Raw genomic sequence first — 25,408 nt, forward strand, 5'->3', positions numbered from 1 at the left:
CTCCATCAGCGCGTGCGGCGCATCACTGCGGCATTTCCAGCGGGCTTGGCGAGACGATCACACCATTGTTGTCGGCATACACATACTCGCCAGGGCGGAACGTCACGCCGGCAAAGGTCACAGCCACATTGAGGTCGCCGATACCGCGCTTGTCGGTCTTCATCGGATGGCTGGCCAGCGCCTGCACACCGACGCTGGTCTGGATCAGCACATCGACGTCACGCACGCAGCCATAGATCACCAGGCCTTCCCAGCCGTTCTTGGCAGCCTTTTCGGCAAGCATGTCACCGAGCAATGCACAGCGCAGCGAACCACCGCCATCGACCACCAGAACCTTGCCCTTGCCGTCGAGCTCAACCTGCTCTTTGACCCGCGAATTGTCCTCGAAGCACTTGATGGTAACGATCTGGCCACCAAATGAATCGCGGCCACCGAAGTTGCTGAACATCGGCTCCAGCACCTGGACCAGGTCCGGGTAGGCGTCGCACAGGTCGGGCGTTACGTAATGCTGCATGGGAAGCTCCTGTCAGTCACAACGAAAGCGGGTGTCTGCCAAGGCTACACCGGGGAGGCAGTCGCAGTCATCCGGGACTGCTCGGTCATCTGTATTTCGCCTGTCGTAGCCCAAGCGGGCCACGACACCCAGCAGAAAATCAGCTGACCGTGACTGGCTCCGTAACCACGGTCGCCCCATGCACCGGCAGCAACGGCTGGCGCAACCAGCGTTGCACCAATGGCCACACCTGCGCCTGCGCCGCCTTGCTCACCAGCATGTCGACATGCCCGAACGCCTCGAAGCCTTCCTCGCGTCCCAGCCTGAGGAACTGCTTGCGCTCGCCACCCAACTGATCGAACAGCTTGCGACAAGCCCACACCGGGTCCTGGAAGTCTCCCGCGCCAGCCACTGCCAGCACCGGCACATCCACCTCGGCAAGCCCCGCCCACCAGTCACTGTCCTCGTCACCAAAACGGCCAAACAGGCCGTGCCAACGCATGCTTTCCAGCGCCAGGCCTATCGGCTCATCCTCAGGCCCGCGCTTGAAGCGCGGGCCGGAAATCTGCCCCCAACGCCTGAGCAGCAGCTTTGCGCCCCAGGTCAGGGGTGGCACCTTCAACGGCCAGTACACCCGGCTGATCTGGGTACCGAAAAACGCGGCACTGGCGACCTGCCCGGACTGCAGAAAACCACCGCCAAGCGCTGCCGCCAAGGTGGTACCGCCAAGCGAATGGCCTATCCAGTGGGGGGCTGAACCGGACTGTTCTTCAACGAAGGCCGCGATCAGCGGCAAGTCATAGCGGGCATAATCAGCGACCCGGTTGTGCCGCCACTTGTGGTTGCGCGGCGACAACCCGTGGCCACGCATTTCCGGGATCCAGACATCGAAGCCCGCACGTGCCAGGTAAGCCCCCAGGCCAATGCCCTTGGGCGAATACCAGAAACGCCGATTGGAGAAACTGCCATGCAGGAGAATAACCGGCACGCCTTGGGCGCCACCCTGGTCGGCCAGCCCCAGGCGGGTCACGGCCAGTTCGACGCTGGGGTCAGGGCTGTTGCCGGCCTTGATCCGGTAGACGTCTTCACTGAGATCACCGCGGCGCTCGGCACTGAGCAAGGCCACGGGGAATAGAACACTGCTGCTTTGCATAAGGTTGCTTGATGCACAAAAAAGGGCGGGATCCATCACTGGAACTCGCCCTGGAAAAAACCAGGCGGGGGCACGCCAGACGCGCCCCCGCATTTCATCTATCAGACCGCGCCCTGGCCCTCGGCCAGGAAGAACCAGGTCTCGAGTACCGAGTCGGGGTTCAGCGACACGCTTTCGATGCCTTGCTCCATCAGCCACTTGGCGAGGTCCGGGTGGTCCGACGGGCCCTGACCGCAAATACCGATGTACTTGCCAGCCTTGTTGCACGCCTGGATGGCATTGGCCAACAGCTTCTTCACCGCCGGGTTACGCTCGTCGAACAGGTGGGCGATGATACCCGAGTCGCGGTCCAGGCCCAGGGTCAGCTGGGTGAGGTCGTTGGAGCCGATGGAGAAGCCGTCGAAGTACTCGAGGAATTCTTCAGCCAGGATGGCGTTGGACGGCAGCTCGCACATCATGATCACGCGCAGGCCATTGTCACCACGGGCCAGGCCGTTTTCGGCCAGCAGGTCGACCACCTGGCTGGCTTCGCCCAAGGTGCGCACGAACGGCACCATGATCTCGACGTTGGTCAGGCCCATCTCGTTACGCACGCGCTTCAGTGCACGGCATTCGAGCTCGAAGCAGTCACGGAACGACTCGCTGATATAGCGCGAAGCACCGCGGAAGCCCAGCATCGGGTTTTCTTCTTCCGGCTCGTACAGTTTGCCGCCGATCAGGTTGGCGTACTCGTTGGACTTGAAGTCCGACAGGCGCACGATGACCTTTTTCGGGTAGAAGGCCGCCGCCAGGGTGCTGATGCCCTCGACCAGCTTCTCGACATAGAAGCCGACCGGGTCGTTGTAGCCGGCGATGCGCTTGTCGACGCTTTCTTTGAGCTCCGGCGGCAGGCCGGCGTAGTTCAGCAGCGCCTTGGGGTGCACGCCGATCATGCGGTTGATGATGAACTCAAGGCGCGCCAGGCCGACACCGGCGTTGGGCAACTGGGCGAAATCGAAGGCGCGGTCCGGGTTGCCGACGTTCATCATGATCTTGAACGGCAGGTCGGGCATGGCATCGACCGAGTTCTGCTTGACGTCAAAGCCCAGTTCACCTTCAAAAATGAAGCCGGTATCGCCTTCGGCGCAGGACACGGTCACGCCCTGGCCATCCTTGAGCAGCTGGGTGGCGTTGCCACAACCTACCACTGCCGGAATACCCAGCTCGCGGGCGATGATCGCCGCGTGGCAGGTACGCCCACCGCGGTTGGTGACGATGGCGCTGGCGCGCTTCATCACCGGCTCCCAATCCGGGTCGGTCATGTCGGAGACCAGCACGTCGCCCGGCTGCACCTTGTCCATCTCGGACACGTCCTTGATCACGCGGACCTTGCCCGCGCCGATGCGCTGGCCGATCGCGCGGCCTTCAACCAGTACGGTGCCCTTCTCCTTGAGCAGGTAACGCTCCATGACGTTGGCGCTGGCGCGGCTTTTCACGGTTTCAGGGCGGGCCTGCACGATGTAGAGCTTGCCGTCGTCACCGTCCTTGGCCCATTCGATGTCCATCGGGCGCTGGTAGTGCTGCTCGATGATCATGGCCTGCTTGGCCAGCTCGCTGACCTCGGCGTCGGTCAGGCAGAAGCGCGCACGTTCGGCACGGTCGACTTCGACGGTCTTGACCGAGCGACCGGCCTTGGCCTCGTCGCCGTAGATCATCTTGATCGCCTTGCTGCCCAGGTTGCGGCGCAGGATGGCCGGGCGGCCGGCCTGCAGGGTGTTCTTGTGTACGTAGAACTCGTCAGGGTTGACCGCACCCTGCACCACGGTTTCGCCCAGGCCGTAGGCGCCGGTAATGAATACCACATCGCGGAAACCCGACTCGGTGTCGAGGGTGAACATGACACCGGCGGTGCCGGTTTCAGAGCGGACCATGCGCTGCACGCCGGCCGACAGGGCCACCAGCTTGTGGTCGAAGCCCTGGTGCACGCGGTAGGCGATGGCGCGGTCGTTGAACAGCGAGGCGAACACTTCCTTGGCCGCGCGGATCACGTTATCGACGCCACGGATGTTGAGGAAGGTTTCCTGCTGGCCGGCAAAAGAGGCATCCGGCAGGTCTTCAGCGGTGGCCGAGGAACGCACGGCGACGGCCATGTTGTCGTTGCCAGCGGCCATCTCGGCGAAGGCCGTACGGATTTCCGAATCCAGTCGAGCCGGGAACTCGGCCTCCATGACCCACTGGCGAATCTGCGCGCCGGTCTTGGTCAGGGCATTGATGTCATCGACATCCAGCGCGTCGAGCGCGGCGTGAATGCGGTCGTTCAGCCCGCTTTGCTCGAGAAAATCACGGTACGCCTGAGCCGTAGTGGCAAAGCCGCCCGGCACCGACACGCCGGCACCGGCGAGGTTACTGATCATCTCGCCCAGGGATGCGTTCTTGCCCCCCACATGCTCCACATCATGGACGCCGAGCTTATCGAGGGAAACTACGTACTCTACCAAGGTGATCTCTCCACTAACTGTATTGGAAAAGCTCAAGGGCGCCCGCCTGCCTTTTGACTGGGCCGGACGCTTGTGGCCTGTACCTGGAAAATAAGTGAGAATGCCGACAGCCGCATTCGGCAAACCGAACTTATCATATCCAAGAAACGTCATCAGCTTAAGGCCCAGATCGCAAATGAAACGAACCGCGTTCTTCATCTCCGATGGCACCGGCATCACTGCCGAAACCCTGGGCCAAAGCCTGCTCGCGCAATTCGATAGCATTCCATTCAACAAATTCACCCGTCCGTACATCGACACGCCGGACAAGGCGCGCACGATGGTGCAGCAAATCAATGCCGCCGCCGAGCGCGACGGCATGCGCCCGATCATCTTCGACACCATCGTCAATCAGGACATCCGTGAGATCCTGGCGACGTCGAACGGCTTCATGATCGACATCTTTTCGACGTTTTTATCCCCGCTCGAGCAGGAATTGACTGCCCATTCGTCGTATTCCGTCGGCAAGTCCCACTCCATTGGCGGTAATTCCAACTACATGGAGCGCATCGAAGCGGTGAATTTCGCGCTCGACAACGACGACGGCGCGCGCACCCATTATTACGACAAGGCCGACCTGATCCTGGTCGGCGTATCGCGTTGCGGCAAGACCCCGACCTGCCTGTACATGGCGATGCAGTTCGGCATTCGCGCGGCCAACTACCCGCTCACCGAAGACGACATGGAGCGCCTGCAGCTGCCGGCGGTGCTCAAGAAGCATCACAACAAGCTGTTCGGCCTGACCATCGACCCCGACCGCCTGACCGCCATCCGCCACGAGCGCAAGCCCAACAGCCGGTATTCGAGTTTTGCCCAGTGCGAGTTCGAGGTACGCGAGGTCGAGAGCCTGTTCCGGCGGGAGAACATCCCCAACATCAACTCCACGCATTTTTCGGTGGAGGAGATATCGGCAAAAATCCTGGTGGAAAAAGGCGTGGAGCGGCGGTTCAAATAACACAAGGCCGCTCCTACCTGGGGGCCGATCATCCGTAAGGCGGGCGCCAGCATGAAAAAGCCCCGGCATCACTGCCGGGGCTTTTTCATTTCAGCGACCGATCAGGACGGCACCGCCACCGCCTGCCCGCTCATCGCCAGGTCGACCAGCTCGCGGTTGGCCACCGCGTACATCGCATAGTCGGTACCCGTCGCATTGCGCAGGTCGTCGAGCATGGCACGCCAGCGCTCGACCATTACCCGATGTTGCTCGGCCCACAGCGCCACGCGGGCATCCATGTCTTGCGGGGCATCGACCATCTGCAGCACCGAGATGGTGATGGCCCGTTGCTGCAGGTCGATATCGTCGCGGAACGCCTCGCGGGCCAGGGCCTGCCAGTTGTTCTCCACCGGCAGGTTGCTGATTTCCTGCAAGTACCAGGTCAAGTCCAGCGCACTGCCCACGGCGAAGAACGCCTTGGCCACCTGGGCCGGCTCATGCCCGGTCACGTCTGCCGCCTCGATGATCGGCAGCAACGTGTACAGGTGGCTGGTGCCTGCCACCATGCGTGCGAGCAACTCCGGCACGCCGGCATCGACGAAGCTCTGATAGCGGACCATCCAGCGTTCGCGGGTCGGGCCCTCCAGCAGTTCGTCGAGCTTGAGCCCCAACTGGGCGATTTTCGGCCCGAAGTGCGCGGTATCGCGCCCGGCATCCTGCTCGTTGCGCCGGCTGCGCAGGAACCAGCGGGTCGCGCGGCGCCCCAGACGCATCAGCTCGTCCATCAGGGTCAGCTGGATTTCCGCCGGCACCTGGTAGTCCAACGCCTCTATCTGGCGGAACCAGTGCGGCAGATGGAAGATGTCACGCACGATCACATAGGCCCCGGCAACATTGGCCGGGCTCATGCCGGTCGACTCTTTCAGCCGCTGGACGAAGGTGATGCCCATGTTGTTGACCAGGTCGTTGGCGATCTGGGTACTGACGATCTCGCGCTTGAGGCGGTGGCGGCGCATGGCTTCGCCGAACTTGCTGACCAGCGACGGCGGGAAGGCGGTTTCCATGTCGCGGGTCAGGTAGTCATCGTCCGGCACCAGCGACTTGAGCAACTGCTCCTTGAGGTCGATCTTGCTGTAGGAAATCAGCACTGACAGCTCGGCACGGGTCAGGCCCTGGCCGGCCGCCAGGCGATCGGCCAACTGCTCCTCGGTCGGCAGGAACTCGATGGCACGGTCCAGCTTGCCACGGCTCTCGAGGTCGGCCATCAGGCGCTTGTACTCGGCGATCCGCTCGCGGGCGCGACGCGCCGCCAACGAAAGCGCCTGGGTCTGCTTGTAGTTGTTGCCAAGCACCAGCCCGCCCACTTCATCGGTCATGCTGCCAAGCAGCTGGTTGCGCTGCTTCTCGGTCATGTCGCCACCCTGCACCACTTCGTTGAGCAGGATCTTGATGTTGACCTCGTGGTCGGAGCAGTCCACCCCACCGGCGTTGTCGATGAAGTCGGTATTGGTGGCACCGCCGTTGAGGCCGAACTCGACACGGCCGAGCTGGGTCATGCCGAGGTTGCCGCCCTCGCCCACCACCTTGCAGCGCAGTTCGTTGCCGTTGACCCGCAACGCGTCATTGGCCTTGTCGCCGACATCGGCGTGGCTTTCGCTGCTGGCCTTGACGTAGGTACCGATGCCCCCGTTCCACAGCAGGTCTACCGGCGCCTTGAGCAATGCATGCAGCAGCTCGGTCGGTGTCAGCCGGTCGGCCTCGATGGCGAAGCGTTCCTTCATTTGCGGCGTGATGGCGATGCTCTTGGCACTGCGCGGGAAGATCCCGCCGCCTTCGGACATGATGCTGGTGTCGTAATCGCTCCAGGCCGAACGCGGCAAGTCGAACAGCCGCTGGCGCTCGGCGAAGCTGCTGGCCGGGTCCGGGTTCGGGTCGATGAAGATGTGCAGGTGGTTGAACGCCGCTACCAGTTGCAGCTTGTCGGACATCAGCAGGCCGTTGCCGAACACGTCACCGGCCATGTCACCGACGCCGATGACGGTGATCGGGTCCTGCTGCACATTGATGCCGCGCTCGCGGAAGTGGCGCTGCACGCCTACCCAGGCACCACGGGCGGTAATGCCCATCTTCTTGTGGTCGTAGCCGGCAGAGCCACCCGAGGCGAAGGCATCGCCCAGCCAGAAGCCGTAATCGATGGCGATGCCGTTGGCGATGTCGGAGAAGGTCGCGGTGCCCTTGTCGGCCGCCACCACCAGGTACGGGTCATCGTCATCGTGACGCACCACGTTGGCCGGTGGCACCACGCCGCCGTCCTTGAGGTTGTCGGTAATGTCGAGCAGGCCCGAGATGAATATGCGGTAGCAGGCCACGCCTTCGGCGGCGATTTCGTCACGCGTGCCGCCCAGCGGCAAACGCCGTGGCAGGAAGCCGCCCTTGGCACCGACGGGCACGATCACCGAGTTCTTCACCTGCTGGGCTTTGACCAGCCCAAGCACCTCGGTACGGAAGTCCTCTTCACGGTCCGACCAGCGCAGGCCACCGCGTGCCACATTGCCGAAGCGCAGGTGCACACCCTCGACCCGTGGCGAATAGACGAAGATCTCGAACTTGGGTACCGGTTTGGGCAGCTCGGGGATCAGCTTGGGGTTGAACTTGAAGCTGAAGTACGACTTGCTCTGGCCGTTGGCATCAGGCTGGTAGAAGTTGGTGCGCAGGGTGGCCTTAATCAGGTCCAGGTAGCGGCGCAGGATGCGGTCCTCGTTGAGCACCTGGACATCGTCCAGGGCGCTGAGGATGGCTTGTTCCAGGCGTTGCTGCTTGTCGTCCAGGTCATCGGCAGTGAGCTTGCGCGCCAGGTAGAAGCGGGTCTTGAACAACCGGGTCAGCTCACGGGCGATGTCGGTGTGGTTGTTCAGCGTGCTGGCGATGTAGCCAAGGTCGAAGCCCAGGCGGATCTGCTTGAGGTAGCGGGCATAGGCGCGCAGCAGCGCCACGTCGCGCCATGGCAGGCCGGCGGTGAGCACCAGGCGGTTGAACGCGTCATTCTCGGCATCGCCCTGGACGATATGGATGAACGCGTCCTGGAGCACATCGTTGAGTTGCTGGATGTCCAGGCTCAAGCCTTCGCTGTAAGTGAAGGCGAAATCGTGGATCCAGTATTCACGACCACTGGCGTGGCGCAAGCGATAGGGGAACTCGCCCAGCACACGCAGGCCAAGGTTTTCCAGGATCGGCAGCACGTCCGACAACGCCAATGGCGTGTCCGCGTGGTACAGCTTGCAGTGCAGCAAGCGTTCGCCCAGACGCGTCAGCGGCTGGTAGAAGCTCATCGCCAGCGGCTTGCTTTCGGACAGGGCCAGCACATGTTGCAGGTCGACCACCGCAGAATGGGCGGCAAAGCGCTCACGGTAGCCGGCCGGGAAACCTTTGGGGAAATCGGCGAGAATATTGGTGCCCTGGGCTTCACCGAAGTTCTCCACCACCAGCGCGGCGTAGTCGTCATGCCACGAGCGGCAGGCCTGGATCACTTCGTTTTCCAGTTGCTGCGGGTCGATGGCGATACGGTTCTTCGGATCGACGCGCAGAATCAGCTGCACGCGTGCCAGCACCGATTCAGAGAAGAACGTCCAGAACTCGCAGTCGCTGGCCTTCAGGCGCTCCATCAGCACCTGCTGGATCTTCTGCCGCACTTCGGTGGAGTAGATTTCCCGTGGCACGTAGGCCAGGCAATAGCAGAAGCGCCCGTACGGGTCCTTGCGCAGGAACACACGGATCTTGTTGCGCTCCTGGATCTGCACGATCGACATCACCGTGCTGAACAGCTCGTCGACCGGGGTCTGGAACAGATCGTCGCGTGGCAGCACTTCGAGTACCTGGGCCAGCTCCTTGCCCAGGTGTGCCTTGGCGTCGAAGCCGGAGCGGCGCTCGACCTCGGCGACCTTGACCCGGATGTATGGAATGGCGTGCACGCTCTCGCCGTACACCGACGAGGTGTAAAGGCCCATGAAGCGGTGTTCCTTGAGCACCTTGCCATCGGCGTCCAGCTGGCGGATCGAGACGTAATCCGGGTAGGCCGGGCGGTGGACCCGGCTGGGCAGTGCAGCCTTGGCGAACGACAACAGCAGCGGCTCTGCAAGGTAAGCCACCGCGTAGTCTTCGATACGCAGCTCTTCAGGCGTCAGGCCCACACGCAGGCGGCGCGGCAAGCCCAGGAACGACTGCTCGTCGTAGACCATCTGGCCGCCGGCGCTGTCGGCCTGCACGGTGAATTCTTCATAACCGAGGAAGGTGAAGTGGTTGTCCAGCAGCCACTCGAGGAACGCCTTGACCTCACCCTTTTCGTGGTGCGCTGGCGCAAACGCGGTTTGCTCCACCTGCGCCATGACTTCCTGCAGCTTGGCTTTCATCGGCTCGAAATCGGCCACCGCCACCCGCACCTCGGCCAGCACCTGCTCGATTTCGCGGGTGAGCACCGTCAATTCGGCAGCGTTGGCGCAGCGGTCGATCTCCAGGTACATCAGCGATTCATGGCACACACCCTCGCCCTGGGTACCCTTGGGCAGCAGCTCGAGCAGATTGCCCTTGGCGTCACGACGCACGCTCAGCACCGTGGTCTGCAGCGTGTGAATGCTATAGCCGCGGCGGTTGAGCTCGGTACGTACCGAATCCACCAAGAACGGCAGGTCATCGTGCAGCACCTCGACCACGGTGTGGGTCGACTGCCAGCCATTGCGCTCGTAATCGGGGTTGTACACCCGCACCTGCGGATGCGCGGGGTCGAAGCGCTCGATGATGCGCCAGGCGGAAAGGGTACAGCCGGCCAGGTCCGACAGCCTGCGCTGGGTGAGTTCGTCCATGGAAATGATGCCGAAGAACTGTTCGGCGAACAGCGCCACTTGTGGCAGTGACTGCTCGCTGATGTGCTGCGCCAGGGCCGCTTGCAGTTGATGCTGGAAGTCGGCTTTGCTGGCTGCGGTGAAGAACGCCATCTGTGGTACTCCGCTTGGGCTTTGTAATAATTGAAGCGTCGCGTACATCCGACGATCACGGATCAACGATAGCCAACCCGTGGCAAGCCGGACGGTAATGTTCAGGGCTCGCGGAAGCTTAACGACTGATCGGTCATTACCGCTTGCAGCGCTGCGACAATTTCGGTCAAGGGGGGGAAACTTTACGTTTATCGATGCCCCCAAGGCTGTCAGAATTCACTTTCGTTTCCATTGACCCGAGCCGCCTTCATGCGAATCAACACCGCCCTGCTGTTCGCCACCCCTTGCGATGACGAGGAAGACAACATGGCGACCTTGTGCTGCCACAGCGACAAGGGGCAGATGTTCCTGCTCACCCGCTACCCGGATGAGGACACCGTGGACCTGACCCTGGACGATGAACCGTCGACGCTCGATGGCCTGAAGGTGACCCTGAGCGCAAAGCGCCTGCTGATCGAAGTGGCGGCCGGGGATCGAGATGCGTTGAAAGGTGACGAAACGCTGGAGATCGTGCTGACATCGGCAGGGACTGACCTGGAAGAGGTCGAACTGACCTTGCGCAACATTCTGGAGGGGACAGGGACCTTCGTCAGCGAGCTTTGATAGCCAATGTGCGCGTCGGCCCCCGGCGCGTGTCGGCGCATCGAAGCGCCCTTGATATCTTCAGCCCATGGCAAGGCCGGTACCTGCTTCAATCTACCGGGTTCTTGTGCAGCACCCTGCCCGCCTTGCCCGGCCGGTCGATGTAAAACGCGTCCAGCGCACTGTTATCCAGCCCTTTCACTGCGTTCCAATGCGCCGATGTGTGCACATACTTTGCCTGCAGCAACGCTCGTTCCTGGGGCGTCAGGCGCAGTTGCGCACATTGCCCGAGGGCAAACTCATGCAGTTTGCGGCTGACAGGCAGCAACTCTGCCGGCAGGTGATGCGCATCGTCACTGCCCAAGGGAGCGAACGGTACGCCACCGCGCACGGCCAGTTCACGCATGATGCTGAGGTAGACACGTGACAGATGGCCACTGACTTCACGTTCTCGGTACACAGCGGCATACACCTGCTTTTCCGGGTCATCACGCCTGGCTCGGCTGCCTTCGATCGGCACCTCCCAGCTGAGCAGCGTTGGCCGCGGATCGATCAGGCCGGCAAAAGTCGAGGTCAGCAGCCCATTGACCGCCGCATGGGCGCTTGTGCATTCGGCCGGCGTCGTCCGCGCGACCCGGCTCGACTGCGGTTTGCACAAAAGAACCTGCTCACGCATGCGCTCCCGATAACCGCCACCGATATTCGAGTGCACACCCGGCACGACAATGTCGTTGTCGCTGCGCACCAGCGGGAAGTTGTGGCGCCGTTCATCACCTGCCACCAGTTGCACCACTTGCCGGGCGATAAGCGTGTCCAGCCCGAGACGCAAACCGCCGTAGTGATCGCTGGCAGGGTCGAAGCTGCCTTGCAAAGGTGCAACGATGGCCGCCACCGTATCGAACAGACCCATGAAGTTGATCGCCCGGAGCCCGTGCAGCTCGGCCGGCAAGCCCACCTCATCCTTGCCCAGCCGGTTGGCCAGGTGCCTGGCCGCCGCAGCACCGCGACTGAAACCGAACAGGTCGAATTCGATGCACCCGGGTACAACCTGAGGATGCTCGGCCCGATAATCGCGCAGTTGCCTGCCAACCTCCGCCAGTGCCTGCTCTACCCGGGCCTCCACCCCCGCGCTTCCGCGACCAGTCGCCTGGGCGAAGGATGAGTCAGGCGCACCGTGCGTTGTACCGATACCTTCCACATAAACGCTGAAATGGACCTGCCCTTGCACCGGCCCGAAGGGATAAAGCGCGTGCAGCAAGGCAATGTTGCTGCGGGCATTGGCATAACTACCCCCTGCGCAACCGTGGCTGGTGGAGACCAAGGGTGCAGCGTTGCCCTGATTGTTGCCGGTGCCGTCGAAAAAAATGCCCACCCGCAGGGTTACCGGGGCAGGTATACCGGAGTGCTTGCTCATCATCATGCTCCTTCATGATTCGAAGGGCACAAGCAAGCGACAGATCTGCGCCACCGGAAATCGGAGAACACCTGAAACGCACGCGGATATTCCACCGCTTCAATGCGCATAAAAAACCGGGGCGTATTTGGTCGCCACCCCCCGGATAGATTAAAGTATCCACCCCTGCCAGGTCGGTCGCGCTCCGCTCCCGCCCTGGCCCAATCCCAGGAACCGCCGCCGATGGAACACCGTGAAGCGCTGATCGCGCTACGCACCTTTCTTTCCTCCCAGATCCTAGGCCAGGAAAAACTGGTCGAGCGGCTGTTGATCGTGCTGCTGGCCGACGGCCACATGCTGGTCGAGGGCGCCCCGGGCCTGGCCAAGACCAAGGCCATCAAAGAGCTGGCCGAAGGTGTCGAAGCGCAGTTCCATCGCATCCAGTTCACCCCTGATCTGCTCCCGGCCGACATCACCGGCACAGAAATCTACCGCCCGGAAACCGGCAGCTTCGTATTCCAGCAGGGGCCGATCTTCCACAACCTGGTGCTGGCCGACGAAATCAACCGGGCACCGGCCAAGGTGCAGTCGGCGTTACTCGAGGCAATGGCCGAACGCCAGGTCAGTGTCGGGCGCAGTACCTATGACCTGTCACCGCTGTTTCTGGTCATGGCCACGCAGAACCCGATCGAACAGGAAGGCACCTACCCGCTGCCGGAGGCCCAGCTCGACCGGTTCCTGATGCACGTGAAGATCGGCTTCCCCGATGCGGCGGTGGAGCGGCGCATTCTTGCCCAGGCCCGCGGTGAAGCGCTGGGTGGCGAAGTCAAGCCTGAACGGCGGGTCAGCCAGCAGGCCATCTTTGCCGCACGCAAGGAAATCCTTGGCCTGTACATGGCCGACGCGGTGGAGGAATACCTGGTGCAACTGGTCATGGCCACGCGCACACCGGCCAAGTTCGATACCGAGCTGGCCGACTGGATCGCCTATGGCGCCAGCCCACGCGGCTCCATCGCCCTGGATCGTTGTGCGCGGGCGCATGCCTGGCTGGCCGGGCGCGACTTCGTCAGCCCCGAGGACATCCAGGCCGTGCTGTTCGACGTGCTGCGCCACCGCATCATCCTCTCCTTCGAAGCCGAAGCGGCAGGGATCGACCAGGACCGCGTGGTCCAGCGCATCCTTGACGTCGTCGCCGTTGCCTGAGCCGATGCCCACCGCTCAGCAGGCCGAACCCGGCATCCGCATCGGCCTCGCCGAGCTCATCGACATGCGCCACCGGGTGCGCGAGATCCAGTTGTTCTCCCGGCCTGGCCAGCGCAGCCCGCTGGTCGGTCTGCACCACTCAAAACTGCGCGGGCGCGGCGTGGACTTCGACCAGGTGCGCGTCTACCAGGCCGGTGACGACGTACGCAACATCGACTGGCGGGTCACCGCACGCACCCAAGAGCCGCATACCAAGCTGTTCCATGAAGAACGCGAGCGGCCGATCTTCATCCTCGTCGAGCAAAGCCAGCGACTGTTCTTCGGCTCGGGGCTGATGTTCAAGTCAGTGCTCGCGGCCCAGGCTGCGGCGCTGTTCGGTTGGGCTGCGCTGGGCCACAACGACCGTATCGGCGGGTTGGTGTTCGGCGATGATGAGCACCACGAAATCAAGCCGCGGCGCAGCAAGCAAAGCCTGCTGCAGTTGCTCAACCGTATGGCGAAGGTCAACCAGGCGCTGCACACCGAAGCCGCGCCCCACGCTGACAGCCTGGGCCTGGCTTTGCGCCGCGCACGTGAAGTACTGCGCCCAGGCAGCCTGGCCATCGTCATTTGCGACGAGCGCTCGCTCAGCGCCCAGGCTGAACAGCACCTGGCGATGCTCTCGCGCCATTGCGACCTGCTGCTGATGCCGGTCTCCGACCCGCTCGACCATGCCTTGCCTGCTGCTGGCCTGCTGCGTTTTTCCCAGCGCGGTGCGCAGCTGGAGCTAGACACGCTGGACACCAACCTGCGCCAGGCCTACCGTCAGCAGGCCGAAGCGCGTATCGAACGCTGGGACTTGATGGCGCAAAAGCTGCGCGTGGTGCTGATGCCACTGAGCACCCAAAGCGAAATGATCGAACAGTTGCGCGAATACCTCAATGCCCAGCGCCCAGGGAGCAGTAAATGAATCCGCTGGATCAGCTGCAGCCGCTGATCGCACCCTCGGCGATTGGCCTGTGGCCACCGGCACCAGGCTGGTGGCTGCTGCTCGCCTTGCTGCCACTGCTGGCCTGGGGCCTTTGGCGGCTGCGGCGCTGGCGCCCGGGCAAGCGCCGGGTGGTGCGTGCCGAACAGCCGCTCGACCCGGTGCGCCTAGAGGCGCTGGCCGAACTTGCCCGCCTACCCCGCCCCTACGACGGCGCGCCGGCCGGGGCCTGGTTGCAGCAGATCAACGCCTTGCTCAAACGCCTGTGCCGCAACCATTACCCCGGGGCCAACAGCCATACGCTCAACGGCCGCCAGTGGCTGGCGTTCCTCGACAACCGCTGCCCGGCCGCCGGCCTGACCCGCTGGATGGTATTGGTCGAGGGCGCGTACAAGCCCGAGTGCAAGCTCGACGACAAGGCCATCGTCGGGCTCAGCCAGGCCGTCGAAACCTGGATTCGCAAACATGTTTGAACTGGCCTGGCCGTGGATCTTCGTGCTGCTGCCGCTGCCGTGGCTGGCGCGCCTGGTGCTGCCCGCCGCTGACAGCGGCGAGCCGGTGCTCAAGGTGGGCTTTCTCCACGAGCTGGAAGGCCTGGCCGGCCGGCGTGCGCGCCTGAACCTGCCAACCTGGCGCCAGCAGGCGCCGTTCGTGGTGATCTGGCTGCTGCTGTTGCTCGCCGCTGCCCGCCCGCAATGGCTGGGCGACCCGTTACCGGTGGCCGCCAGTGGCCGTGACCTGATGGTTGCAGTGGATGTGTCCGGCTCCATGGACTTCCCCGACATGCAGTGGAAGGACGACGAAGTCAGCCGCCTCGACCTGGTCAAGGCATTGATGGGCGACTTCCTGCAGGACCGCGAAGGCGACCGCGTCGGCCTGATTCTGTTTGGCAGCCAGGCCTACCTGCAGGCACCGCTGACCTTTGACCGGCGCACTGTGCGTACCTTCCTCGACGAAGCGCAAATCGGCATAGCTGGCAAAAACACCGCCATCGGTGACGCCATTGGCCTTGCGGTCAAACGCCTGCGCCAGCGCCCTGCACAAAGCCGCGTGCTGGTGCTGATTACCGACGGCGCCAACAATGGCGGGCAGATCCACCCATTGACCGCCGCCCGCCTGGCCGCCCAGGAAGGCGTGCGCATCTACACCATCGGCATCGGCGCCAACCCCGAGGCCAGCGGTACACCTGGCCTGCTCGGGCTCAACCCAAGCCTGGACCTGGACGAAGCCTCGCTCAAGGAAATCGCCGAGCTGACCCGCGGCGCGTACTTCCGCGCCCACGACGGTGCCGAACTGGACGCCATCGGCGATACCCTGGATCAGCTAGAACCCGTCGCCCAGCAGCCGACCCAGGCGCGCACGGCCAAGGCCCTGTATGCCTGGCCATTGGCCCTGGCCTTACTGCTCAGCGTGCTGCTGGTGGCGGCGGTGCAATGGCCAAACAACCTGCTGCAACGGGGCCTGCGCAAACCGCGCTTCCTGCAGCCCCACCCGCAATGGCGTGAGCGCCTTAAACGGCTGCGCTTGAGGAAGCGGCGATGATCGATCTGTGGCCGCAATGGTTGCGCCCCCTCTGGCTGCTGGTAGTGCCGCTGCTCGCCTGGCTGCTGTTCAAGCTGTGGCACCGGCGCAAGCGCGCCGGGCGCTGGCAGATGATCCTGCCCAAGGCATTTCACCCGGTGCTGCTCGGTGGCGGCAGTGGCAGCAACAGCAAACTGCCCTGGGTGGCCCTCGGCCTTGCCTGGTTGCTGGTCGTTCTGGCGCTGCTCGGGCCGAGCTGGCAGCGTGTGGAGGAATCCCGCCAACGCCCGGCCGACCCGCTGGTGATCCTGCTCGAACTGACGCCGCAGATGCTTGCCGAGGACACCCCGCCCAACCGGCTGCAGCAGGCTCGGCGCAAGGTCCTGGACCTGCTCGAACACCGCCGCGACAGCCAGACCGCCCTGATCGTCTACGCAGGCAGCGCACACACCTTGGTGCCGCTGTCCGACGACCTGAGCACCACGCGCAACCTGCTCGAGGCCATCGACCCTTCGATCATGCCGCAGCCCGGCCAACGCGCCGACCTGGCCGTGCAAAAAGGCCTGGCCCTGCTGGCGCAGAGCGGCCTGGGCCAAGGCCGCCTGTTGCTGATCGGTTCGGCATTGAGCGGCCCGGAACGCCAAGGCATCGTCCAGGCCCTGGGCCGCCAGGGCCCGAGCCTGTTGATGCTCGGAGTCGGCACCAGCGACGGGGCTCCGGTGCGCCAGGCCAACGGCGAGTTCCTCAAGGACGAGCAAGGCGCCATTCTGGTACCGCGCCTGGACAGCGGCGGCCTCAGGGCGTTTATCAACAGCACCGGCGGACGCTACCGTCATGCCCGCATCGACGACCTCGACCTGCGTGGCCTGGGCCTGTACGACAACCCGCGGATCCTGCGCAATGACGGCCAGAACGTGCAACTCGACAGCTGGGCCGACCAAGGCTACTGGCTGTTGATCCCCCTGTTACTGCTGGCCGCCTGCGCGGGTCGGCGCGGCTGGCTGTTCTGCCTGCCGCTGCTGCTGGCCCTGCCGCAGCCAAGCCAGGCCTTGGAGTTCAATGACCTGTGGTTGCGCCCCGACCAGCAGGGCCAGCGCCTGCTTGAACAGAACCGCCCGGCGGAGGCCGCCCGGCACTTCCAGGACCCGCAATGGCGCGGCATGGCGCTGTACCAGGCCGGCGACTACGCCGCGGCCGCCAAGGCCTTTGCCCAAGGCAATACGACAGCGGCCCACTACAATCGAGGCAATGCCCTGGCCCGCAGCGGCGAGTTGGAAGCCGCCCTGGATGCCTATGAGCAAGCCCTCGAGCGCCAGCCCGATTTCAAGCCGGCGCTGGATAACCAGGCACTGATCCAGCAGCTGTTGCAGCAACGCGAAGCACAGGCCGAGGAACAACCGGCCAAAGACGATGCCCAAGGCACACCCGGCAGCGAGACCGAGGGCAACAGCAGCTCGGCCAGCAGCCCGGCGCAGGGCACGCCCGGCAACGATGAACCGGCCAACGCCGAACAGCCCGGCCAAGACAGCAACAACAGCCAGGCCACTCCCGGAAACCAGGGTGGCGACGATGACAGCATCACCCAGCCGCCCAAGCGGCCGGTTTCCACCAGCCTGGACGCCGAGCAACGCCAGGCCCTGGAACAATGGCTGCGGGAAATCCCCGACAACCCGGCGCAGCTGCTACGCCGCAAATTCTGGTATGAACAGCAATTGCATCAGGAAACCCCACGATGAGTCGCCTCGGCGTCTTTCTCTTCAGCCTCTTCTGGGCCCTTCTGGCCCAGGCCGAGCCGACCCTGCAGGCCAGCGTCGATCGCACTCGCCTGGGCGCCGGCGAAACTTTGGAACTGACCCTAGAAAGCCAGGATGTGACCCAGTTCGGCAAGCCCGACCTGCGCGCCCTGGACGGCGACTTCGAAGTGCGCGGCACGCGCCAGTTGAATAGCCTGCATACCCTCGACGGCGAGACCCGCGCCAGCACCCGCTGGATCATTACCCTACTGCCAAGGCGTAGCGGCAGCCTGCGTATTCCTGAGCTGCGACTGGGCCAGTCACACAGCCAGGCCATCGATCTGCAGGTGCTGCAGGCCGACGCCAGCCGCCCGGACACTGCGTCCCAGATATTCGTCGAAGCCACGCTGGACAGCAACGAGGTCTATGTCCAGGCCCAGGCCGTGCTGACCCTGCGCATCTACCATTCGGTGTCGCTGTACGATGACAGCAGCCTGAGCCCGCTGCAGCTGGAAAACGCCAAGGTCGAGCCGCTGGGTGACTCACGCACCTATGAGAAGGACATCAACGGCGTACGCCACGGGGTGATCGAGACACGCTACGCACTCTATCCGCAGCACAGCGGCACCCTGGAAATCGCGCCGCTCACGTTCACCGCCACCGCCGCCGATAACGCTCAGCAGCCTGAGGGCGCTGCACGCACCGCTCGCCAGGTACAGGTCAGGTCGCTGCCGCTGCGCCTGACCGTACGCCCGATCCCCGCCGCCTGGCCCGCGGCCGAACCGTGGTTGCCAGCCCGCAGCCTGACCCTGGAGGAACACTGGAACCCCGACCCAGGCAGGCAGCAAACCCAGATAGGCGATTCGCTGACCCGCAGCATCACGCTGCGCGCCGAAGGGCTGTCCAGCACCCAGTTGCCGCAATTGCCCGCCACAGAAATCGCCGGGCTGCGCCGCTACCCGGACCAACCGCTGCTGCGCAACGAAATCAGCGAGCGCGGCATGACCGCCAACCGCGAGGAACGCGAAGCGCTGGTGCCGACCCACAGCGGCGAACTTGCCCTGCCGGCGCTGGAAGTCACCTGGTGGAATACCCGCGAGGACCATCTGGAGCACAGCAGCCTGCCGGCGCGTAACCTGAACGTGCAGGACAACCCTGCCCTGAGCGCCGACACCCCGGTAGGCGATGCCGGCAGCGCCAGCCATCTGCTCTGGCCTTGGCAACTCTGCACCGTGATTTTCGCCCTCACCACGGCGCTCGGTTTTACCCTGTGGTGGCGCGCCCGCTCGCAACCAGCGGTACTGCGCGCCGCGCAGACCGGCCCAAGCCCACGCACCCTGCTGGACGACCTCAAGCGCGCCTGCCAGGCCAACGACCCACAGGCCACCCGCCAGGCACTCGACGCCTGGGCGCGGCAGCAGCCGGAGACCTTGGCGGAGATGGCGGCGCGGTTCGTGCCGCTGTCGGATGCGCTGGATGGGTTGAACGGGGCGCTTTACAGCGAGAGTGGGCAGTATTGGCAGGGGGAGGATTTGTGGCGGGCGATTGGCACGATTCCACCGGCGGAACAGGTGTTGTTGCCTTCGGGTGAGCCGGGGAGCTTGCCGCCGCTTTATCCGAAGTGATTGGGAGAGGGGCGCAGCACTAAAGACAGGCCCCTCTCAGCCCGGATGCAATCCTGACCCCTCCCCCGCTGATCACCGGCAGCGATCAGATGAACCGATGCCCCTGAAACGGGTTCCAGCCCTGCTCCCCTTTGGTCTGTTTCAGGTAATAGGCATAATTGGTCAACATGCCATACAGCACGGCAAAGGCCACACTGATGCCCTGGTCCAGCGCCCGAGGCACCGCATTACCCGTGGCAGCCTCGTAAACACCTTCAAGCAGCCCGATGCCCATAATGATGGCCAGCATGACCAGGTTCTTCTTCCACATGCCCAGGACGAACCAGTAGATCGGGCCAAAGAAGAATCCGAGGAAATTGTTGTTGATCAACAATTTCTTGCGAAACGGCAAGGCGCGAAAAGCAGCTTTGTAACTCGTTTCACGTGGCCCGCCATGCTGATCGAAGAAAGCGAAACGCTCCTGCCATTTAGGCTTGAGGTTGGCGTAATCGGCCTGGATTTGTGGCGTGCTTTGCATAAAAATTCCTTTTCAAATTGGTTCCGGTAGCCCACACCAGCAGCATCGCAAGCGCCGCGGCCGGGGCGAAGATTAGATCATCGGCGATGGCCGGCAACAAGCGAGCAAATGGCCACTATGTCGACCCGTTCGCATAATGGAATGTCCCTGTAGCGCACTGCCCTCCCTTTCAACGCATCGAACACTGCCCGGCTCCAGACAATCGCCAAGCCACTTGAGTTACCATAACACCCTCCCTCGAGGGCTACCTTGGCGCTGTCATGACGCCAGATGCCGAAGCCTTCATGTCCCAATCCAACAGGTCATCCATGCGTCTGTTTCACACCTCCGACTGGCACCTGGGCCAAAGCCTGCACGGCCAAGAACGCGACTTCGAACACGCCTGCTTCCTCGACTGGCTGCTCGGCCAGCTGCGCTTGCGCCAGCCCGATGCGCTGCTGATCGCCGGTGATATCTTCGACACGGTCAACCCACCGGTCAAAGCCCAGGAGCGGCTTTACGACTTCATCGTCCAGGCCCACGAGCAACAGCCGAAGCTGGATATCGTGATGATCGCCGGCAACCATGACTCCGGCTCGCGCATCGAGCTGCCCGCCGCGCTCATGCGCCGCCTGCGCACCCACGCGCTGGGCCGTGTGCACTGGCTCGACGAAGGCCAGCTGGATGCCGAACGCCTGCTGATCCCGCTCACCAACAGCCGCGGCAAAGTGGCGGCCTGGTGCCTGGCCCTGCCCTTCCTGCGCCCGGCCGAGGTCACCGGCCCGCAGTTGGGCGACGACTACCTGCAGGGCATCAACCAGGTGCACCAGCAACTGATCGCGGCCGCGCAGAAAAAACGCAAGAAGGACCAGGCGCTGGTCGCCATCAGCCACGCGCACATGGCCGGCGGTGCTGTGTCTGAAGACTCCGAGCGCAGCCTGATCATCGGTAACGCCGAGGCCCTTCCGGCCAAACTGTTCGACAAGGCCATCAGCTACGTTGCCCTGGGCCACCTGCACAAGCCGCAGAAGGTCAACCGCGAAACCCGCATCCGCTACAGCGGCTCGCCGATCCCATTGTCGTTCGCTGAAATCAATTACCCGCACCAGGTGCTGGAAGTCGAGCTCGAGGGCACTGAACTGGTCAGCGTCGAAGCGCGCCCGGTGCCGCGCGCCGTGGCCCTGCAGCGCATCGGCCCTGCGCCGTTGGGCGAGCTGCTGGAGCAACTGGCCGAGCTGCCGGTGATCGACCTGCTCGAAGACCCCAACCGCCAGCCCTGGCTCGAAGTGCGTGTGCTCTTGGACGAGCCGCAGCCCGACCTGCGCCAGCAAATCGAAAGCGCATTGGAAGGCAAAGCGGTGCGGCTGATCCGCATCGGCGCCGAATATGCTGGCCGTGGTAACGACGAAGAAAGCGATCTTGAGTTCGTCGAACTGTCGCAGATGACCCCGCAGGACCTGTTCAGCCGCGCCTGGGAACAGGCCTATGGCAACCCCGTCGACGAACAGGCCCTGGCCGACTTCGCCCTGTTGCTGCAGGACGTTCAGCTGGAAGAGGAACAGCCATGAAGATTCTCGCCATCCGCCTGAAGAACCTGGCATCCCTGGCCGGCCCGGTCGACATCGACTTCACCGCCGAACCCCTGGCCAGTGCCGGGCTGTTCGCCATCACCGGGCCGACCGGTGCCGGCAAGAGCACCCTGCTCGACGCCCTGTGCCTGGCCCTGTTCGGCACCGTGCCGCGGCTTAACGCCATCGGCCGCGAAGCCAAGGTGCCGGACGCCGATGGCGACATCCCCACATCCGACCCGCGCAACCTGCTGCGCCGCGGTACCGGCAGCGGCTTTGCCGAGGTCGATTTCATCGGCATCGACGGCCACCGCTACCGCGCACGCTGGGAGGCCAACCGCGCCCGCGACAAAGCCAACGGCAAGCTGCAGCTCAGCCGCCAGAGCCTCTACGACCTTGACAGCGAGCAGGTGCTGGGCAGCGGCAAGAACGAATACAAGCAGCTGATCGAAGCCCGCCTGGGCCTGAACTTCGAGCAGTTCACCCGCGCGGTGATGCTGGCCCAAAGCGAGTTCAGTGCCTTCCTCAAGGCCGACGACAGAGAACGCAGCGAGCTGCTGGAAAAGCTTACCAACACCGCCATCTACACCCGCCTCGGCCAGCGCGCCTTCACCAAGGCGCGGGAAACCGGCGAAGCGCACAACGCACTGAAAGACCGTGCCAGCCACCTGCTACCGATGGTCGCAGAGGCCCGCGCCGAACTCGACGAGCGCCTGGAGCAGGCGCAGCAACAATTCAAGAACCACCAGGCGCGGCAGCGCCAATTGGAGCAACAGCGCAACTGGCTCAACGAACAGCGCCAACTGCAAGCCCAGCACAGCGAAGCCAGCGCGGCCTTGCAGGCTGCCGAGCAAGGCTGGCAAGCCCTGGCCGAGCAACGCCTCGACCTGCAACGCCTGGAGCGTCTGGCACCGCAGCGCCACCAGTTCCACCGCCAGCAAGTACTGACCGCGCAACTGGCGCCCTTGGCTGCGCAGATCGCAGCGCAACACCAGCAGCAAGGCGAGCTGCAGACACGCACCGGCGAACTGCAACAGGCGCTGCTGGCGGCCCGCCAGTCGCTCGCCGACAGCCAGGCCCAGCACAGCGAAAACACCCCGCGCCTGCGCCAGGCGTTCGCCGGCCAGGACAGCCTGGCACGGCTGGACAATGAGCTGACAACGCAACGCACGGCCAGCCAGCAGGCCGACCAGCACGTCGCCGAAGGGCAGCAGCAACTGCAGCAGCTGGAAGAAAACCAGCAGCGCAGCCTGCAACAGCTGGCACAGATCGATGAGGCACTGGCCGGTAGCCAACACCTCGCCGGGTTGGCAAACGCCTGGCAGGCCTACCTGCCCCAACTCAAGCAAGTGATGCTGATCGGCGGGCGACTGAGCAAGGGCCGCGAAGAGCTGCCGGGCCTGCAGGCTCAGGCCAGCCAGGCCAACGTGCAGTTGCAGGCGCAGCGCGACCATTACGAACTGCTGTTCCGCGAAGCCAAGGCCGAACCACAGGCGCTGGCCGAGCAGATCGACCTGCTCGGCGGCATGCTCCAGGACAATCGCAAACAGCAGCGTGCCGTCGAAACACTGTCGCGCCTGCATGGCCGCGAGCTGGAGTTGCGCCAGCAACTTGAGGCCATACGTGAGCGCCAGCAGCAGGCCATGCAACAACGCCAGCAACTGATCGGCGAAGGGACTGCAGCCAAGGCCGAGCTTGAGGCCGCCGAGCAGGCGCTCACCCTCACCCGCCAACTGCTGGAGCGCCAGCGCCTGGCGCGTAACACCAGCGTCGAAGAGCTGCGTGGCCAGTTGCGCGACGGCGAGCCCTGCCCGGTGTGTGGCAGCGCCGAACACCCATTCCACCAGCCTGAAGCGCTGCTGCAAAGCCTGGGCCGGCATGACCAGGCCGAAGAGGACGCGGCGCAGAAGCAGGTCGAATCCCTCAATGGCAAGCTGGTGGAACTGCGCACCCAGCTTGGCGTGGTCAACGCCCAGCTCAAGGACTACCAGCAGCAACAGGTACAACTGAGCGAGCAATTGCAGCCATTGGTTGCGCAGGTGCAGGCTCACAGCCTGTGGCCTGCCCTCGCCCCCCAGGACGACAAAGCCCGCACGGCCTGGCTGGCCAACCAGCTGCAGCGCCTGGACGATGAAATTGCCAAGGACGAGAAACGCCAGAGCGCCCTGCTCGCCTTGCAAAAAGAGGCTGCCCGCCTCAACCAGCAATTGCAGGCGGCGCATGAAGCGCAACAGCAGGCCCAGCGCCACCTGGACCACCAACACCAGGCTCTGGCCAGCGACGAACAGCAGTTGCAGCAAGGCCTGGATGACCTGGCCAGTGTGCTGCCGGATGATGTCCTGAAGGCCCTAAGCGACGACCCAGCCAATGCCTTCCTCGGCCTCGATCAGCAGATCGCCCAGCGTTTGCAACAGCTGGAGCAGCGCAAAGACGAGCAGGAAGAGCAACAAGCCCGCCAGGTACAGCTGGACAAGCTGCGCGACCAGCAGCAGACACGCCTGCAGGCGCAGCAGCAGTTGCAGCAGACACTGGCCAGCCTTGTCGAGCAGCGCCAGCAGGCGCAGGCCAACCTCGCCGAACTGCTAGGCGAACATGCCAGTGCAGAAGCCTGGCAACAGCACCTGGAGGCACAACTGGAGCAGGCCCGTGCGGCCGATGCCGACACCGCGCAGCGCCTGCAGGACCTGCGGACCCAGGGCGTGAAACTGGCCGCCGAGCTTGATGCCAACGCCCAACGGCAGCAGGCACTGGAGCAGGAGTGTCAGCAGTTGCAGGGCGCGATCGCCCAGTGGCGCAGCGAGCACCCCGAGCTGGATGACAGCGGCCTCGATCGCCTGCTGGCCATCGACGATGCGCAACTTGGGGCCCTGCGCCAGCAGTTGCAGCACGCTGAGAAAGCCATCGAACAAGCTCGCGTGCTGCTGCAGGAGCGTGAACAGCGGCTTGAGCAGCATAACGCCCAGACACAGGGCGAGCTGCCCGCTGACGACCTGGAGCAGACCCTGGCCGAGCTCCAGCAGCACCTCAACGTTCAGGAACAACAGTGCGCCGAACTGCGCGCGCAACAGGCCGATGACCAACGCCGCCAGCAGGCGCACCAGGCCCTGGCCGCCGAAATCGAACAGGCCCGCGAGCAGTGGCAGCGCTGGGCACGCCTGAATGCGCTGATCGGCTCGGCCTCCGGCGATGTGTTCCGCAAGATCGCCCAGGGCTACAACCTTGACCTGCTGCTGCACCATGCCAACGCCCAGTTGCGCCAACTGGCGCGGCGCTACCGCCTGAAACGTGGCGGCAGCGCCCTGGGGCTGCTGGTGCTGGACACCGAGATGGGCGACGAACTGCGCTCGGTGCACTCCTTGTCTGGCGGTGAAACCTTCCTGGTCTCGCTGGCGCTGGCCCTGGGCCTGGCGTCAATGGCGTCGAGCACCCTGCGTATCGAGTCGCTGTTCATCGACGAGGGGTTCGGCAGCCTCGACCCCGAGTCGCTGCAGTTGGCCATGGACGCCCTCGACGGCCTTCAGGCACAGGGCCGCAAGGTGGCGGTGATCTCCCATGTGCAAGAGATGCACGAACGCATTCCGGTGCAGATCCAGGTGCGGCGCCAGGGCAACGGCCTGAGTGATGTCGAGGTATGCGGGTGATCCTTTACTCGTTTCGCCGTTGCCCATGGGCCATGCGTGCGCGCCTGGCACTGCGCTATGCCGGGTGCGAGGTACACATCCGCGAAGTGGCGATGAAGAACAAGCCGGCCGAATTGCTGGCTTTGTCACCCAAGGGCACGGTGCCGGTGCTCGACACCGGCGAAGGCGTGCTGGAGGAAAGCCTGGACATCATGCGCTGGGCGCTCGAGCGCAATGACCCGCAGGACTGGCGGCTGCAGGCTGACCCTGCAGCCGCACAACAGGCTGACCGACTTATTGCCCGCAACGACAGCGAATTCAAGGCGCAGGTCAACCTGTACAAATATGCCGAGCGATACCCCGAGCACACACGCGAACATTACCGTCAGCAGGCCGAGGCCTGGCTGGCGGCGCTTGAACACCTGCTAGAGGGCCGGCCCTACCTGCTGGCCCACCATCCAAGCCTGGTCGACGCCGCACTGCTGCCCCTGATGCGCCAGTTTGCCGGGGTCGAACCGCAGTGGTTCGCCGAGGCGGACTATCCGCGTGTGCGCAGCTGGCTGGAGGGATGGTTGGCGTCTGAGCTATTCAACGCAGTGATGGCGCGCCCCTGAAT

At 64.1% G+C, this 25,408-nt stretch carries 17 protein-coding genes; 11 read left to right on the forward strand and 6 right to left on the reverse strand.

Annotation, left to right across the window (positions count from 1 at the left end; translation table 11 throughout):
* Positions 1-22: 22 nt before the first annotated feature.
* From rraA to ppsA, 3 genes are all read right to left on the reverse strand, one after another.
* On the reverse strand, positions 23-514 hold the full coding sequence (gene rraA, locus ACEWE8_RS11225; RefSeq protein WP_012313510.1) for a ribonuclease E activity regulator RraA: 492 nt from the start codon (positions 512-514) through the stop codon (positions 23-25).
* A gap of 139 nt (positions 515-653) precedes the next feature.
* The gene (locus tag ACEWE8_RS11230; protein ID WP_223255122.1) at positions 654-1,646 is read right to left on the reverse strand and encodes an alpha/beta fold hydrolase; all 993 of its coding nucleotides are present in this window, start codon (positions 1,644-1,646) and stop codon (positions 654-656) included.
* Positions 1,647-1,747: 101 nt separating this feature from the next.
* Positions 1,748-4,123, reverse strand: coding sequence for a phosphoenolpyruvate synthase (gene ppsA, locus ACEWE8_RS11235; RefSeq protein ID WP_012313508.1), 2,376 nt, complete (start codon positions 4,121-4,123; stop codon positions 1,748-1,750).
* A gap of 175 nt (positions 4,124-4,298) precedes the next feature.
* Here ppsA and ACEWE8_RS11240 point away from each other — a divergent pair, with 175 nt between their 5' ends.
* The gene (locus ACEWE8_RS11240) at positions 4,299-5,117 is read left to right on the forward strand and encodes a pyruvate, water dikinase regulatory protein (protein WP_012313507.1); all 819 of its coding nucleotides are present in this window, start codon (positions 4,299-4,301) and stop codon (positions 5,115-5,117) included.
* Between the two features lie 101 nt (positions 5,118-5,218).
* Here the strand turns inward: ACEWE8_RS11240 and ACEWE8_RS11245 are convergent, their stop codons facing one another.
* Positions 5,219-10,084 carry an NAD-glutamate dehydrogenase gene (locus tag ACEWE8_RS11245; protein WP_046786499.1) on the reverse strand — a complete coding sequence of 1,622 codons (4,866 nt, stop codon included), beginning with the start codon at positions 10,082-10,084 and terminating at the stop codon, positions 5,219-5,221.
* 249 nt (positions 10,085-10,333) lie between these two features.
* Here ACEWE8_RS11245 and ACEWE8_RS11250 point away from each other — a divergent pair, with 249 nt between their 5' ends.
* Complete coding sequence (locus ACEWE8_RS11250) at positions 10,334-10,687, forward strand: hypothetical protein (protein WP_046786500.1); 354 nt, start codon at positions 10,334-10,336, stop codon at positions 10,685-10,687.
* Positions 10,688-10,775: 88 nt separating this feature from the next.
* On the opposite strand, the gene ACEWE8_RS11255 is transcribed toward ACEWE8_RS11250, so the two are convergent.
* Complete coding sequence (locus tag ACEWE8_RS11255) at positions 10,776-12,086, reverse strand: DUF2235 domain-containing protein (protein WP_046786501.1); 1,311 nt, start codon at positions 12,084-12,086, stop codon at positions 10,776-10,778.
* 216 nt (positions 12,087-12,302) lie between these two features.
* Between ACEWE8_RS11255 and ACEWE8_RS11260 the strand changes: the two genes are divergently transcribed.
* The 6 genes from ACEWE8_RS11260 to ACEWE8_RS11285 are packed head-to-tail and all read left to right on the forward strand — an operon-like array spanning position 12,303 to position 19,108.
* Positions 12,303-13,262 carry a MoxR family ATPase gene (locus tag ACEWE8_RS11260; protein WP_012313500.1) on the forward strand — a complete coding sequence of 320 codons (960 nt, stop codon included), beginning with the start codon at positions 12,303-12,305 and terminating at the stop codon, positions 13,260-13,262.
* 4 nt (positions 13,263-13,266) lie between these two features.
* Entirely contained in the window at positions 13,267-14,211 is a 945-nt protein-coding gene (locus ACEWE8_RS11265) for a DUF58 domain-containing protein (RefSeq protein ID WP_046786502.1), read from the forward strand.
* Positions 14,208-14,702: a DUF4381 domain-containing protein gene (locus tag ACEWE8_RS11270; RefSeq protein WP_046786503.1), complete on the forward strand. Its 495-nt coding sequence runs from the start codon at positions 14,208-14,210 to the stop codon at positions 14,700-14,702. Before ACEWE8_RS11265 ends, ACEWE8_RS11270 begins: the two co-directional genes overlap by 4 nt.
* Positions 14,695-15,771, forward strand: coding sequence for a VWA domain-containing protein (locus tag ACEWE8_RS11275; protein WP_046786504.1), 1,077 nt, complete (start codon positions 14,695-14,697; stop codon positions 15,769-15,771). Before ACEWE8_RS11270 ends, ACEWE8_RS11275 begins: the two co-directional genes overlap by 8 nt.
* On the forward strand, positions 15,768-17,486 hold the full coding sequence (locus ACEWE8_RS11280; protein ID WP_046786505.1) for a tetratricopeptide repeat protein: 1,719 nt from the start codon (positions 15,768-15,770) through the stop codon (positions 17,484-17,486). Before ACEWE8_RS11275 ends, ACEWE8_RS11280 begins: the two co-directional genes overlap by 4 nt.
* The gene (locus ACEWE8_RS11285; protein ID WP_046786506.1) at positions 17,483-19,108 is read left to right on the forward strand and encodes a BatD family protein; all 1,626 of its coding nucleotides are present in this window, start codon (positions 17,483-17,485) and stop codon (positions 19,106-19,108) included. Before ACEWE8_RS11280 ends, ACEWE8_RS11285 begins: the two co-directional genes overlap by 4 nt.
* 85 nt (positions 19,109-19,193) lie before the next feature.
* Here ACEWE8_RS11285 and ACEWE8_RS11290 read toward each other — a convergent pair whose 3' ends face one another.
* Positions 19,194-19,625, reverse strand: a complete 432-nt coding sequence (locus tag ACEWE8_RS11290) for a DUF2628 domain-containing protein (protein WP_046786507.1) — start codon at positions 19,623-19,625, stop codon at positions 19,194-19,196.
* Positions 19,626-19,933: 308 nt separating this feature from the next.
* Here ACEWE8_RS11290 and ACEWE8_RS11295 point away from each other — a divergent pair, with 308 nt between their 5' ends.
* The 3 genes from ACEWE8_RS11295 to ACEWE8_RS11305 are packed head-to-tail and all read left to right on the forward strand — an operon-like array spanning position 19,934 to position 25,406.
* Entirely contained in the window at positions 19,934-21,172 is a 1,239-nt protein-coding gene (locus ACEWE8_RS11295; RefSeq protein ID WP_046786696.1) for an exonuclease SbcCD subunit D C-terminal domain-containing protein, read from the forward strand.
* Positions 21,169-24,813 carry an AAA family ATPase gene (locus ACEWE8_RS11300; protein WP_046786508.1) on the forward strand — a complete coding sequence of 1,215 codons (3,645 nt, stop codon included), beginning with the start codon at positions 21,169-21,171 and terminating at the stop codon, positions 24,811-24,813. Before ACEWE8_RS11295 ends, ACEWE8_RS11300 begins: the two co-directional genes overlap by 4 nt.
* Positions 24,810-25,406, forward strand: coding sequence for a glutathione S-transferase (locus ACEWE8_RS11305; RefSeq protein ID WP_046786697.1), 597 nt, complete (start codon positions 24,810-24,812; stop codon positions 25,404-25,406). Before ACEWE8_RS11300 ends, ACEWE8_RS11305 begins: the two co-directional genes overlap by 4 nt.
* Positions 25,407-25,408: the final 2 nt, after the last annotated feature.

The sequence above is a fragment of the Pseudomonas sp. TR47 genome (assembly GCF_044143025.1).
Lineage (GTDB): Bacteria > Pseudomonadota > Gammaproteobacteria > Pseudomonadales > Pseudomonadaceae > Aquipseudomonas > Aquipseudomonas putida_E.